General features: G+C 67.7%; 14 protein-coding genes and 1 pseudogene. 6 read left to right on the top strand and 9 right to left on the bottom strand.

Annotated elements, in window-relative coordinates; genetic code table 11:
* Positions 1-518: pseudogene (locus tag KUM44_RS45770) on the bottom strand (flavohemoprotein); the annotation flags it as partial.
* 672 nt (positions 519-1,190) lie between these two features.
* On the opposite strand from KUM44_RS45770, the gene KUM44_RS28410 reads away from it, so the two are divergent.
* A complete protein-coding gene (locus KUM44_RS28410; protein WP_217212386.1) occupies positions 1,191-2,057 on the top strand; it encodes a GNAT family N-acetyltransferase in 867 nt (288 codons plus the stop codon).
* Between the two features lie 108 nt (positions 2,058-2,165).
* Here KUM44_RS28410 and KUM44_RS28405 read toward each other — a convergent pair whose 3' ends face one another.
* Together KUM44_RS28405 and KUM44_RS28400 are read right to left on the bottom strand one after the other, a co-directional pair.
* Positions 2,166-2,588: a heme-binding protein gene (locus tag KUM44_RS28405; RefSeq protein WP_217212384.1), complete on the bottom strand. Its 423-nt coding sequence runs from the start codon at positions 2,586-2,588 to the stop codon at positions 2,166-2,168.
* A gap of 90 nt (positions 2,589-2,678) precedes the next feature.
* Positions 2,679-3,890 (bottom strand): MFS transporter, encoded by a 1,212-nt coding sequence (locus tag KUM44_RS28400; RefSeq protein ID WP_217212382.1) that lies wholly within the window; start codon positions 3,888-3,890, stop codon positions 2,679-2,681.
* 142 nt (positions 3,891-4,032) lie between these two features.
* Between KUM44_RS28400 and KUM44_RS28395 the strand changes: the two genes are divergently transcribed.
* Together KUM44_RS28395 and KUM44_RS28390 are read left to right on the top strand one after the other, a co-directional pair.
* Positions 4,033-4,491 carry a MarR family winged helix-turn-helix transcriptional regulator gene (locus KUM44_RS28395; protein WP_217212381.1) on the top strand — a complete coding sequence of 153 codons (459 nt, stop codon included), beginning with the start codon at positions 4,033-4,035 and terminating at the stop codon, positions 4,489-4,491.
* 9 nt (positions 4,492-4,500) lie between these two features.
* Positions 4,501-4,953, top strand: a complete 453-nt coding sequence (locus tag KUM44_RS28390) for a GNAT family N-acetyltransferase (protein ID WP_217212378.1) — start codon at positions 4,501-4,503, stop codon at positions 4,951-4,953.
* Positions 4,954-4,998: 45 nt separating this feature from the next.
* Here KUM44_RS28390 and KUM44_RS28385 read toward each other — a convergent pair whose 3' ends face one another.
* Entirely contained in the window at positions 4,999-6,390 is a 1,392-nt protein-coding gene (locus KUM44_RS28385; protein WP_217212376.1) for a serine hydrolase, read from the bottom strand.
* Between the two features lie 60 nt (positions 6,391-6,450).
* On the bottom strand, positions 6,451-7,929 hold the full coding sequence (gene dnaB / locus KUM44_RS28380; protein ID WP_217212374.1) for a replicative DNA helicase: 1,479 nt from the start codon (positions 7,927-7,929) through the stop codon (positions 6,451-6,453).
* Between the two features lie 459 nt (positions 7,930-8,388).
* Here dnaB and KUM44_RS28375 point away from each other — a divergent pair, with 459 nt between their 5' ends.
* Positions 8,389-9,726 carry an MATE family efflux transporter gene (locus KUM44_RS28375; RefSeq protein WP_217212372.1) on the top strand — a complete coding sequence of 446 codons (1,338 nt, stop codon included), beginning with the start codon at positions 8,389-8,391 and terminating at the stop codon, positions 9,724-9,726.
* Between the two features lie 157 nt (positions 9,727-9,883).
* Here the strand turns inward: KUM44_RS28375 and rplI are convergent, their stop codons facing one another.
* From rplI to rpsF, 4 genes are all read right to left on the bottom strand, one after another.
* Positions 9,884-10,330, bottom strand: coding sequence for a 50S ribosomal protein L9 (rplI, locus tag KUM44_RS28370; protein ID WP_217212371.1), 447 nt, complete (start codon positions 10,328-10,330; stop codon positions 9,884-9,886).
* 18 nt (positions 10,331-10,348) lie between these two features.
* Complete coding sequence (gene rpsR / locus KUM44_RS28365) at positions 10,349-10,585, bottom strand: 30S ribosomal protein S18 (RefSeq protein WP_003949403.1); 237 nt, start codon at positions 10,583-10,585, stop codon at positions 10,349-10,351.
* Positions 10,586-10,666: 81 nt separating this feature from the next.
* Positions 10,667-11,266: a single-stranded DNA-binding protein gene (locus KUM44_RS28360; protein ID WP_217212370.1), complete on the bottom strand. Its 600-nt coding sequence runs from the start codon at positions 11,264-11,266 to the stop codon at positions 10,667-10,669.
* 81 nt (positions 11,267-11,347) lie between these two features.
* Positions 11,348-11,638, bottom strand: coding sequence for a 30S ribosomal protein S6 (gene rpsF, locus KUM44_RS28355; protein WP_005482942.1), 291 nt, complete (start codon positions 11,636-11,638; stop codon positions 11,348-11,350).
* A 263-nt stretch (positions 11,639-11,901) separates the two neighbouring features.
* Between rpsF and KUM44_RS28350 the strand changes: the two genes are divergently transcribed.
* On the top strand, positions 11,902-12,213 hold the full coding sequence (locus tag KUM44_RS28350; protein WP_048581466.1) for a hypothetical protein: 312 nt from the start codon (positions 11,902-11,904) through the stop codon (positions 12,211-12,213).
* A 217-nt stretch (positions 12,214-12,430) separates the two neighbouring features.
* Positions 12,431-13,549, top strand: coding sequence for a peptidoglycan bridge formation glycyltransferase FemX (gene femX / locus KUM44_RS28345; RefSeq protein ID WP_217212369.1), 1,119 nt, complete (start codon positions 12,431-12,433; stop codon positions 13,547-13,549).
* Positions 13,550-13,563 lie beyond the last annotated feature (14 nt).

Raw genomic sequence — 13,563 nt, 5'->3', positions numbered from 1 at the left:
GTCGGCACGCGTACGTGCGGGGCGGGCGGGGTGAGGGGGGTGGGGTTCGATATCTCCGGCCGTGCCGCGGTCGTCTGGGCGAAGCCTTGCGGCGCTGGTGCTGGGGATGCGTGTCCTGAGGATGCGTGTCCTGGGGACGAGGTGAGAGCGGGCGTCGGCAGAGCGGGCGACATAGGGCTCGGGGCGGGTGTCGCGGGGGGTGATATCGCCATCGGTGTCTCCCGCTCCGGGGCCTGAGGTCCCGTGGGCGCCGGGGTGGCGGGGACGGATCCGGTGTCCGGCGCAGTGGGTCCCGCCGGGGTGACCGTCGTGGTGGGCTGTGTGCCGTCCTGGGGCGGCGGTGTCGGATCGTCGGCTGCCGCCGTCCTGCCCACCGGGCGCATCGCCGCGAGGCGGCTGCCCTCGGCCGTCTCCTGTTCGCTGCCTGGAGTTGTCGCCAGCTGCTTGCGCGGCGTGAACCAGCCGCCTCCGCCGCCGGAAGTGCCGTTGTCGGCCGACGTGGTGGTCGGAGCGTCCATGGTGTGCCTCGCCTCGAACATCTTTCGGTCGGTCTGCGCACTTCCTCGATCGGAAGGTGCCTGCTTCCCCCGCGACGGCTTGCATTCCCCGTTCGTTGCCACAACCAATACGGCGACATTCAACCCGTATTCACACCCGGTACGGACAAGTAGGCGAGAGTGTGACATTGGCCGCAGTACTCTCTCGCAGCATCCCATCGCGTGTGGGCACCCGGCCGCATAACCGAGAATGCGGGTCTTCGATCTCTCCGTCCCGTTAGGCTGCATTGCCTTGCGCTCGGTCGCCGCTGTGAGCCTCGATCACAGCTCGGACACGAACCGGAGTCGACCATACCGGCAGCCGCCCCGATCACAAGTCCCCCCTTCCTTCCTCACGAATGGGCCGAGAGGCGAACGCGACGCGTTTTCTTCAATTACCGGCGGCTGCACACCAATTCATAGGCTTCCCACAGATCCATCCCATGGAGGAGCGGGTTGCATACGCTCGAGCGCGATGGTCTCCGTTTCCAGCCCGAGTTGCCGTGATGGACGCCCCACGTTCGTCCGTGTTTCACGTGAAACACCCGACGGCCATCGGAGCGCCACGCAGTGGACCATGACATGGCCAAAAGCTCGTACGTCTCCCCGGAAACGGCTGGACGACCAGTGCAGTCGTCAGACAGCCTGACCTGCGTGCCGACTCCTTCCCTCGCCGCTCTGCCCATCCGCCGTCTGTCGCCTCGCGACCTCACCGCCTGCGCCGACTTGTCCGAGGATCGGGGCTGGCCCCGTGAGGAACACAAGTGGAGCTTCCTTCTGACAGCCGGAAAGGGCTACGGGATCGACGACCCCGCCGGCGGACTCGTCAGCGCCTGCGTCATCACGGAGTACGGACCGCGGGACAGCCCCGACCTGGCCGCCATCGGCATGGTCCTGGTCGCCGAGCGCCACGCCCGCCAGGGCATCGGACGCCGGCTGATGCGGCACGTCATCTCCGCGATGGGCACGACACCGCTGACGTTGCACGCGACGCCGTACGGGCGACCGCTCTACGAGGAACTCGGCTTCAAGGCGACCGGCCGGGCGGAGATGCTGCGGGGGACCTTTATTCCCGGCACCTGGAAGCCCTCAGTCGCCACGCGTGCGGCCACCGCCGAGGATCTCAGCGCGATCCTCCGGCTCGACGAGGAGGTGTTCGGCGCCGATCGCACGCACATCATCACGCGGCTGCCCGCTTTCCTCGACCAGCTGCGGGTCGCCGAGGAGAACGGCCGGATCATCGGCTACGCGGGCGCCTGGCCCAACATGGCCACGCAGGTCGTGGGCCCACTGATCGCTCGCGACACGGGGACCGCGAAGGCCCTCATCGCTTCCCTCGCCACCCACACCGACCAACCGCTGCGCACCGATGTCGATGTACGCCATGAGCAGCTGCTGACCTGGGCGAAGGAGCACGGCTTGGCATCGGTCGCCTTCAACTCGGTCATGACGTCGGGCCTCTCGGAACTACCCGGCGACTGGACCCGGCGGTTCGCTCCCCTGACGGTCGCCGCGGGCTGAGATCCTCGGCTGCGAACTGAAGCACTCATGGGAAACGCCGGTCCCCGTCGGGGGCCGGCGTCTCGTCATCGATGCAGGGGTGCGGTCGGGTGCCGCAGAGGTGTGCCGTCAGGCGAGTGCCTCGATCGCGGCCGTCGCGAACTCGTGGTCCTGGTCCGGTGCGCCGCCGCCCACCCCGATCGCGCCGATCAGCCGGCCGTCCCGATGGATCGGCACACCTCCCGCGATGAAGAGCAGCGGCCGGTCGAGCGCGGTGGGCAGGGTGTGGAAGAGGCCACCGGGCTGTACGGCGTCGACGAGATCGGCGGTGGGGGCGTCGAGCTGGAGTGCCGTGTAGGCCTTGCGGGTGCTGGTCTCCCCGGAGATCAGCACGGCTCGGTCGTCCCGCCGGAAGGCGAGCAGCCGGCCTCCGGCATCCAGGATCGTGACGCTGACCGTCACCCCGGCGGCCTCGGCTGTCCGGTGTGCGGCCTCGACCAGGACATCGGCGTCCTGGGTGGTCAAGGGGGCGACGGCGAGGGTGGTGCTCACAGGAGTTCTCCTTGCGGTGTGGTGGTGCTGAGGTGGACTGTCCCGGGACCGGATGTGCGGGGGCGGCCCTGACCCCGCACTCGGGTCGGCTCAGTGGTGGGCGACGGCTCGCTGCTCGACGGGCGCGGTACCCGTGACGACGGTGCCGGAAGAGGCTCCGGCGCGGCGTTCCAGCACTGCCGAGAGGAACGCGAGCAGCAGCGCGGCCGCTGCGAGAGCGGCGCCCACCCAGTTGGGGGACGTGTAGCCGAAGCCGGCGGCGATGACGATGCCGCCGAGCCAGGCGGAGAGGGCGTTACCGAGGTTGAAGGCGCCGATGTTCACGGCCGAGGCGAGGGTCGGGGCGCCGTGTGCCTGGTCGAGGACTCGCTTCTGCAGCGGGGGAACGGTGGCGAATCCCAGGGCGCCGATCAGCGCGATGGTGACGGCCGCGAGGACCTTGTTGTGGGCCGTGAGAGTGAAGAGCGCGAGTACGGCGGCGAGGGCGCCCAGGGAGACGTAGAGCAGGGGCATCAGCGCGCGGTCGGCGTACTTGCCGCCGACGAGGTTGCCGCCGACCATGCCGAGTCCGAACAGGACCAGCAGCCAGGTGACGGATCCGTCGGCGAAGCCGGCGACATGGGTCATCATCGGCGCGATGTAGGTGATGGCCGCGAAGACGCCGCCGAAGCCGAGGACCGTCATCGCCATGGCGAGCAGCACCTGGGCGTTCTTGAACGCGGCCAGTTCGTGGCGCAGGCGTACACCCTGCTGCTTGGGCATGTCGGGGACCAGCTTGGCGATTCCGGCGAGGCCGACGAGCCCGAGGGCAGCGACGATGCCGAAGGTGACCCGCCAGCCCGCTGCCTGTCCGACGAACGTCCCCAGCGGCACGCCGACGACGTTGGCGACGGTCAGACCGGTGAACATCATGGCGATGGCTCCGGCCTTCTTGTCCGGGGCGACCAGGTCGGCCGCGACGACCGAGCCGATGCCGAAGAAGGCACCGTGGGCAAGCGAGGCGACCACGCGGCCGATCAACATGACGGAGAAGGCGGGGGCGAGAGCGGACAGCACGTTGCCGACGATGAACAGTCCCATCAGCAGCATCAGCATCCGCTTACGGGAGACCTTGGTGCCGAGCACGGTCATCAGGGGAGCGCCGAGGACCACGCCAAGCGCGTAGCCGGTCACCAGAAAGCCGGCCGTGGGGATGGAGACCCCGAAGTCGCCCGCGACCTCGGGCAGCAAGCCCATGATCACGAACTCGGTGGTTCCGATTCCGAAGGCCCCGATCGCGAGGGCCAGAAGCGCGAGAGGCATGAAGGGGTACACCTTCCCAGAAGATTGCAGGAGCGCTTTACATTCGCCAACAATACTTGCAGACGCTCTCTACTTGCAAGCGCGGGCTACCGCGACCTTGCTCTACTCTGACTTCAGCCGCTCCGGGACGGAGGAATACGCCATGACAGCGACGGACCCCGCGCTCACCGCCCTCGCGCAGGGCTGGTGCGCGCTCTCCCTGCTGCACGGCAGGATCGAGGCGCACATCGAGCGCGCCCTTCAGGCCGGGCACGATCTGAGCGTGCGCGAGTACTCCCTGCTGGACGTGCTCAGCCGCCAGCACGACGGCGACGGCGGCCACCTCCAGATGAAGCAGGTCGCCGACGCGGTCGTCCTCAGCCAGAGCGCCACCACCCGGCTCGTCACCCGCCTGGAAGACCGCGGCCTGCTCTCCCGCTACCTGTGCCCCACCGACCGCCGCGGCATCTACACCGACGTCACCGAAGCAGGCCTCCGCCTCCTGGAAGAAGCCCGCCCGACCAACGACAAAGCCCTGCGCGAAGCCCTCGACCAAGCCGCACAGAACCCCGAACTCGCCCCCCTGGTCCGGACGGTGGAGACGCTCCGGGCGCCCGCATAGGGTGCGGTCATGGGAGATCTTGAGATACGAGCCGCTGTCGCCGAAGACATCCCCGCGATCGTCGACATGCTCGCGGACGATCCGCTGGGCACCCAGCGCGAGTCACCGGACGACCTGACTCCTTACCTCGCCGCCCTGGAACGGCTCAGCAGCGACCCGAACCAGCACCTGGTCGTCGCCGTCCGCGAGGGCCTTGTCGTCGGCACGCTCCAGCTCACGATCATCCCCGGGCTGTCCCGCAAGGGCGCGACCCGCTCCATCATCGAAGGCGTACGTATCCATGCCGATGAGCGCGGCAGTGGTCTGGGGACGCAGCTCATCGCATGGGCTGTCGCTGAATCCCAGCGTCAGAACTGCCAGTTGGTGCAGCTGACCTCCGACAACTCCCGTACCGACGCCCACCGCTTCTATGAGCGTCTAGGCTTCACGGCCTCACATGTGGGATTCAAGCTCCAGTTGTGACAGGGCGATGCGCTGTTTCACGTGAAACAGCGCATCGCCCGACGGTCAGAACGAGCTGCTCCCCCGCCACCCGTCCGGATCCACTCCGCCCGGTACGGCAGCCCCCTCGTCGTACGGCTGGCGCGTGAAGACGAAGGATCCGAGGTCCAGATGGTCCACGATGCCGTCCGGGCGTCGTACGACCTTCAGGAGCTCGCCGGCGTAGTAGCCCTCCAGACCCGTCCATGTGCCGTCACCGTTGGGCCGGAACCGGGAGCGGCGGCCCTTGCCGGACAGCGGCTCCAGCGAAGCCAGGCCGTCGGCGGTCAGCCGCAGGGCGAAGGCGTGCGTCCCCCAGTACCACTGCCCCGCCAACTCCAGTTGTGCCGTGTCGACTTCATGCATCGGCCGCCAGGGCTCGGGGAGCCGCGGCTCGGCCTCCGCAACGATCCGGACGAGGTCGGCTGCGACGAGGGACACCAGCGGTCCAGAGGTGCAGTTGGTCAGCACCACGGCGGCCACGTCGTCCTCCACGCTGATCATCAAGCTCGCCAGGAAGCCCGGCAACGATCCACCATGGCCCACAAGCAGCCGCCCGTCCCTGTGCTGGATCTGCATACCGAGGCCGTAGGCCGCTCCCTCCGCCACATCAGCGGCCTCGGGCGGCGCTGCCGGCGTCCGCATCTCCCGTACGGACCGGGCACTGAGCACACGGTCGTCGCCCCGGGCCAGAAAGACGGCGAACCGGGCCAAGTCGGCGGTCGTCGACCACAGTTGGCCGGCCGGCGCCATCCGGCCCAGGTCCTCGCTGGGTTCGGGAAGCATCGCATCCGCCCAGGGATGCACGGCCCAGCCGCCCGCGTGCGGCGCCTGCGGGCGCGTACTCGTGCGGTTCAGCTCCAGCGGTTCGAGCACTTCTCGCCGGAGTACGTCCTCCCAGGCGGCGCCCCTCAACCTCTCGACCAGTGCGCCCAGCAGCGTGTAACCGGGGTTCGAGTAGTGGAACCGGCGTCCCGAAGGATGCAGGAAGGGCTGCACACCCAGCACATCGGACAACTCGGGCCGCAGCGATCCGGGGGTCCGCTCCCACCAGGGCCCCGGCGACTCGGCCGCCAACCCGGTGGTGTGCGCGAGCAGTTCGGCGATGGTCGCCTCCCCCACCCCGGTTCCCGGCAGATGTTTCTCCAACGGGTCAGCGAGGTCGAGCAGTCCCTCGTCGCGCAGTCGCAGAACAAGAACGGCAGTGAAGGTCTTGGTGATCGAGCCGATGCGGTACTGCACGCTCTCGTCCGGCCCATGCCCGTCCACCGAGGTACGCGAGCCATGCCAGACAGCCCTGCCGTCCCGTACCACGGCGGCGACCAGCGAGGGTGCACGGCCTTCGGCCTGGGCCACGGCGATGCGATGCAGAAGCGCCCGACGCGTGCTGGGAAGCAGCTCTTCCTGAGATGTCGTCATGGCCCCAGTCCACCCCGGTGGGCGGCCGACAGTCGAGCGCAAATCCCCGCAGGGGGTGGATCAGGTCTGCGCCATGTCGACGAAACGCGAGTAGTGCCCCTGGAAGGCGACCGTGATCGTCGCCGTAGGACCGTTACGGTGCTTGCCCACGATGATGTCCGCCTCGCCCGCGCGCGGCGACTCCTTCTCGTAGGCGTCCTCACGGTGCAGCAGGATCACCATGTCGGCGTCCTGCTCGATGGAGCCGGACTCACGCAGGTCGGACACCATCGGCTTCTTGTCCGTGCGCTGCTCGGGACCACGGTTGAGCTGCGAGAGCGCGATCACCGGGACCTCCAGCTCCTTGGCCAGAAGCTTGAGGTTACGGGACATGTCCGAGACCTCCTGCTGGCGGCTCTCGGAACGCTTGGACCCACCGGACTGCATCAGCTGCAGATAGTCGATGATCACGAGCTTGATGTCGTTGCGCTGCTTCAGCCGACGGCACTTCGCCCGGATCTCCATCATCGACAGGTTCGGGGAGTCATCGATGTAGAGCGGCGCCGCCGACACCTCGGGCATCCGGCGTGCCAGTCGGGTCCAGTCCTCGTCCGTCATGGTGCCGGAGCGCATGTGGTGCAGGGCCACGCGCGCCTCGGCCGACAGCAGACGCATCGCGATCTCGTTGCGCCCCATTTCCAGGGAGAAGATGACGCTCGCCAGGTTGTGCTTGATGGACGCCGCCCGCGCGAAGTCGAGGGCGAGCGTGGACTTGCCCATGGCGGGACGGGCCGCGATGACGATCATCTGACCCGGGTGCAGTCCGTTGGTGAGCGAGTCGAGGTCAGTGAACCCGGTGGGCACACCGGTCATCTCGCCAGTGCGGGAACCGATCGCCTCGATCTCGTCGAGCGCGCCCTCCATGATGTCGCCGAGCGGCAGATAGTCCTCGCTGGTGCGCTGCTCGGTGACCGCATAGATCTCGGCCTGGGCGCGGTTGACGATCTCGTCGACGTCATCGTCGGCCGCGTATCCCATCTGCGTGATGCGGGTGCCGGCCTCGACAAGTCGGCGCAGGACGGCCCGCTCGTGGACGATCTCCGCGTAGTACTCGGCGTTCGCCGCCGTCGGCACCGTCTGGACGAGCGTGTGGAGATACGCGGCACCGCCGACCTTGTTGATCTCGCCGCGCTTGGTGAGCTCGGCGGCGATGGTGATGGGGTCGGCCGGCTCACCCTTGGCATAGACGTCGAGGATCGCCTGGAAGATCGTCTCGTGCGCGGGCTTGTAGAAGTCATGGCCCTTGATGACCTCGACGACATCGGCGATGGCGTCCTTGGACAGCAGCATGCCGCCGAGGACGGACTGCTCGGCGTCGAGGTCCTGCGGCGGGACCCGCTCGAAGGCGGAGCCTCCGCCGTCCCACTGACCGTTGTCCCGGCCACGATCATGCTGCTCGTCACGTCCACGGCCGCTGTCACCACGTCGGCGGGAGGCGGGCAGACGATCACTGGGACCGCTGTCGGCCCAGGGGTCGTCCAAGGGCTCGGAAATACTCACCGAGCCACCTCCTCCCGTCCGCCGAGCGGACCTCGCCGTGCCCCTCAGTTCTACGGCACGCCACTGACAAATGAGACGCCCAACTCCGGTTCTGGCACGTCGGTTTTGTGATGGTTTCCCGGCCGACGGACGGAGTGGGCGCCGGACCACGGTAGGCCTGTCGGCACCGTCAGCCAATCTGGTTATCCACAGGCCATGTGGACGACGGCCCGGATGCTGTGGAGAACTCCACAAAACCTGTGCACGACACGGTGGACAGCCCTGTGAACAAGCCCCCAGAGATTCCCACACACCGCCCCTGACCTGCTAATTTACCGTCCACCGGCTGTGCAGAAGAAAAACTTCCCCAGTCGGACCAAGATCTCTTCGAACGGTGCACGCAAGCACAGAGCACAACAGAGCAAGTAAGGGTCAGTAGTTCATTGCATCTCTTACCTGTGGACGATTAGATTGGTGGCCATGACACAGGCTCCCGCGACTCCCAAGGCCGCCCGGCGACAGCACGACCGAGAGATCGTCGCCTTGGCCGTTCCGGCCTTCGGCGCACTCGTCGCCGAGCCCCTGTTCGTCATGGCCGACAGCGCGATCGTCGGCCATCTCGGCACAGCACAGCTCGCCGGACTCGGGGTCGCCTCAGCCCTCCTCATGACAGCTGTCAGCGTGTTCGTCTTCCTCGCCTACGCCACCACGGCGGCCGTTGCCCGTCGCGTCGGCGCCGGCGACCTCCAGGCCGCCATCCGCCAGGGCATGGACGGCATCTGGTTGGCCCTCCTTCTCGGTGCCGTCGTCGTCGCGGTCGTCCTGCCGTTGGCACCGTCCCTCGTGGAACTCTTCGGCGCCTCGGACACAGCGGCCCCGTACGCAATCACCTATCTACGTATCTCCGCTCTCGGTATCCCGGCCATGCTCGTCGTACTGGCTGCCACCGGTGTCCTGCGTGGACTGCAGGACACCAGGACCCCCCTCTATGTCGCCGGAGCGGGCTTCGTCGCCAATGCCGTCCTCAACGTGGGCCTTGTGTATGGCGCCGGCCTCGGCATCGCCGGATCCGCCTGGGGCACCGTCATCGCCCAGTGCGGCATGGCCGCGGTCTACCTCGTGGTCGTCGTCCGCGGGGCCCGAGAGCACGGTGCCTCCCTGCGCCCCGACGCGGCAGGCATAAGGGCCTGTGCACAGGCCGGTGTGCCCCTGCTGGTCCGCACCCTCTCGCTGCGGGCGATCCTGATGATTGCCACGGCTGTCGCGGCCCGCCTCGGGGACGCCGACATAGCCGCGCACCAGATCATCCTCTCGTTGTGGAGCCTGCTCGCCTTCGCATTGGACGCCATCGCCATCGCCGGACAAGCCATCATCGGCCGGTATCTCGGTGCCGGTGATGCCGAGGGCGCCCGTGTTGCCTGCCGCCGCATGGTGCAGTGGGGGATCGCAGCCGGCGTGGTACTCGGACTGCTCGTGGTGATCACACGGCCACTCTTCCTGCCATTGTTCACCAGCGACACGGTCGTCCAGGACACAGCTCTACCCGCGCTGCTCATGGTGGCGCTCTCCCAGCCGATCTGCGGCATTGTCTTCATCCTGGACGGCGTCCTCATGGGAGCAGGCGACGGCCCCTACCTCGCCTGGGCCATGGTGCTCACCCTGACTGCGTTCATTCCGGTGGCTCTGCTCGTCCCCGTGACCGGCGGCGGCCTTACCGCAGTCTGGGCAGCCATGACGCTGATGATGACGGTGCGCATGCTGACGCTCTGGCTGCGCACCCGCTCGGGCCGCTGGATCGTCACGGGCGCGACGCGCTGAATGTTTCACGTGAAACACGCTGTTTCACGTGAAACGGACGTACAGCGATCCGCACCTAGACGCCATCCGCACCAGGATGGCGCTGGCCGCACAGCGGAGGGGCCGCACCCCAACGGGTACGGCCCCTCCTCTCAGCTGTTCTAGCCGAGCGCGGTGATCAGGCCGCGACGACCTCGATGTTGACCTTGGCGGCAACCTCGGGGTGCAGACGCACGGACGTCTCGTGGGCGCCCAGGGTCTTGATCGGAGCACCGAGCTCGATGCGGCGCTTGTCGACCTCGGGACCACCGGCGGCCTTGATCGCGGAAGCGATGTCGGCCGGGGTGACGGAGCCGAAGAGACGACCGGCGTCGCCGGAGCGGACGGCCAGACGGACCTTGACCGCCTCGAGCTGGCCCTTGACCTGGTTGGCCTGCTCGATGGTCTGGATCTCGTGGATCTTGCGAGCACGACGGATCTGCTCGACGTCCTTCTCGCCACCCTTGGTCCAGCGGATCGCGAACTTCCGCGGGATCAGGTAGTTGCGAGCGTAACCGTCCTTGACGTCGACGACGTCGCCCGCGGCGCCGAGGCCGGAGACCTCGTGGGTGAGGATGATCTTCATTGGTCGGTCACCCTTCCCTTATCGCGCGGTGGAGGTGTAGGGCAGCAGCGCCATCTCACGGCTGTTCTTGACGGCCGTGGCGACGTCACGCTGGTGCTGCGTGCAGTTGCCGGTCACGCGGCGGGCACGGATCTTGCCGCGGTCGGAAATGAACTTCCGCAGCATGTTCGTGTCCTTGTAGTCCACGTACGTGACCTTGTCCTTGCAGAAAGCGCAGACCTTCTTCTTCGGCTTGCGCACAGGCGGCTTCGCCATGATGTTTCTCCTGTGTGATCAAGAAGTTTGGGTACGACCCGCCCTTTGACCCGGACCGGCCCGCAGGCCTGGCCCGAAGGCCTAGAAGGGGGGCTCGTCCGAGTAGCCGCCGCCCTGGCCGCCGCCGGAGTTTCCACCCCAGCCGCCGCCACCGCCGCCGCCCTGCTGGCCACCGGCGGGAGCGCCGGTCGCCCACGGGTCGTCGGCGGGAGCTCCGCCGCCCTGCTGGCCGCCACCGGAGCTTCCGCCCCAGCCGCCGCCACCCTGGCCGCCACCGCCACCGCCGCCGTAACCGCCCTGGCCACCGCGGGCACCACCAGAGGTCTTGGTGACCTTCGCCGTGGCGTTCCGCAGGCTGGCGCCGACTTCCTCGACGTCCAGCTCGTAGACCGTGCGCTTGACGCCCTCACGGTCCTCGTAGGACCGCTGCTTCAGCCGGCCCTGCACGATGACGCGCATGCCTCGCTGGAGCGACTCGGCGACGTTCTCCGCCGCCTGACGCCAGACCGAGCAGGTCAGGAACAGGCTCTCGCCGTCCTTCCACTCATTCGTCTGGCGGTCGAAGGTGCGGGGGGTGGACGCGACACGGAACTTCGCGACCGCCGCACCGGACGGGGTGAAGCGCAGCTCGGGGTCGTCGACAAGATTGCCGACGACCGTGATGACGGTCTCGCCTGCCATGGGGGAACCTCTCGGCGGGTTTGCTGCTCTGGCTGCTTGGTTGCTGCTACTCGAATCCCGAGTTCAGCTGAGCGGGAGAGCTCAGTGGGTCTCGGGGCGGAGGACCTTGGTCCGGAGGACCGACTCGTTCAGGTTCATCTGGCGGTCGAGCTCCTTGACGACCGCAGGCTCGGCCTGCAGGTCGATGACCGAGTAGATGCCCTCAGGCTTCTTCTTGATCTCGTACGAGAGACGACGACGGCCCCAGGTGTCGACCTTCTCGACCTTCCCGTTGCCCTCACGGACGACGGAGAGGAAGTTCTCGATCAGGGGGGCGACAGCGCGCTCCTCCAGATCGGGGTCGAGGATGACCATCACCTCGTAGTGACGCATGTGGAACCCACCTCCTTTGGACTCAGCGGCCACGGTCGTTCCGTGGCAGGAGGGTTGTGATGCGTACGCAACGGTATCGGCCGCCACTGACAATCGGGGGTGACCTCACGGTTCCCCGAGCTGGCCCGGGCAGACACCGGTGCAGACGCTACACAGTACCCGCACACCGGCTTCCGGTTGAAATCCGGCCGCCGACGCCCACAATCTGTACACATCGGGTGTGTATGGCGCTACGATGCGCCGCCTTCCGCAGGAGGTGCCCTATGGCACAGGCATTGCGACCCAACACCGTCGGAGGCCTTTTCGCCACGGACGGAAAGCCCCACCCTCTCCAGGACACCCTGCTCGTGGTGACCCTGGTGCTGGGCATCACGGCCTTCGTCACGGCGATGTTCCACAACCTGCACCTGCTCAGCTCCTGGACCGGCCTGGTGGGAATCCTCACCGGCGCATACGGGCAGTGGATCTCGGTGACGACCCGCGAACGCTTCGGGCTGATCATCGGCCTCGGCGCCTCGGCGGTCGGCTTCTTCCTCGGCATGGCGCACGGTGGCCTCTTCGGCGGGGTCTTCTGACGCCAGGGGCACTGTCCTCCCCACACCAACCACGGAGGTTGTCCTCCGAACACCGGTAGAACACCGCATAGTGCTCCATCGAACGCCTCGGCGGCCACCGGGCCGGGGCGAAGCTTCCGTACGCCCAGTCGGGGCGCTCGAAAGGCGCAGTAGGCTTCGGCGCGAGAGCCGGAGCCCCTGTACCCATGGGGACACACCAGCCCGAGGAGCGCCCCGAATGAGCCTGACCCTGAGGACGATCAGTCGCGAGCAGCATCTGGCATACATCCAGAGCCTGCCGTCGGCGAGCCACATGCAGGTCCCGGCCTGGGCGGACGTCAAGGCGGAGTGGCGCTCGGAGAGCCTCGGCTGGTTCGACAAGAGCGGCGAGCTCGTCGGCGCCGGCCTCGTCCTCTACCGGCAGCTGCCCAAGATCAAGCGCTACCTCGCCTATCTGCCCGAGGGCCCGGTCATCAACTGGTTCGCGCCGAATCTGACCGAGTGGCTGGAGCCGATGCTGGCGCACCTGAAGCAACAGGGCGCCTTCTCCGTGAAGATGGGCCCGCCGGTGATCATCCGGCGCTGGGAGGCGGGCTCCATCAAGCAGGGCATCCAGAACCCGGACGTGAAGCGGCTGCGCGACATCGAGGCCGACTTCATCGAGCCGCGTGCTTTCGAGGTCGCCGACAAGCTGCGCCGTATGGGCTGGCAGCAGGGCGAGGACGGCGGGGCCGGCTTCGGCGACGTACAGCCTCGCTACGTCTACCAGGTGCCGCTGGCCAACCGGTCCCTGGAAGAGGTCCACAAGAACTTCAACCAGCTGTGGCGACGCAACATCAAGAAGGCCGAGAAGGCCGGCGTCGAGGTCGTCCAGGGCGGTTACCAGGACCTCGCCGAGTGGCAGCGGCTGTACGAGATCACTGCCGTGCGGGACCATTTCCGCCCGCGTCCGCTGTCGTACTTCCAGCGCATGTGGACGGCCCTCAACACCGAGGACCCCAACCGCATGCGGCTGTACTTCGCCCGGCACAACGGTGTGAACCTGTCGGCGGCGACGATGCTGATCGTCGGCGGGCACGTCTGGTACTCCTACGGCGCCTCCGACAACATCGGACGTGAGGTCCGGCCCTCGAACGCGATGCAGTGGCGGATGCTGCGCGACGCCTACGCGCTCGGCGCCACCGTCTACGACCTGCGCGGAATCTCCGACTCGCTGGACGAGACCGACCACCTCTTCGGCCTGATCCAGTTCAAGGTGGGCACGGGCGGCCAGGCCGCCGAGTACCTCGGGGAGTGGGACTTCCCGCTCAACAAGCTGCTCCACAAGGCGCTCGACATCTACATGTCGCGCCGCTGACCTTGCGATCTCTG

The sequence above is a fragment of the Streptomyces sp. AC550_RSS872 genome, assembly GCF_019049285.1.
Lineage (GTDB): Bacteria > Actinomycetota > Actinomycetes > Streptomycetales > Streptomycetaceae > Streptomyces.
Note: the sequence above shows the minus strand (reverse complement) of the source record. Positions and strands in the feature narration are given on the sequence as shown.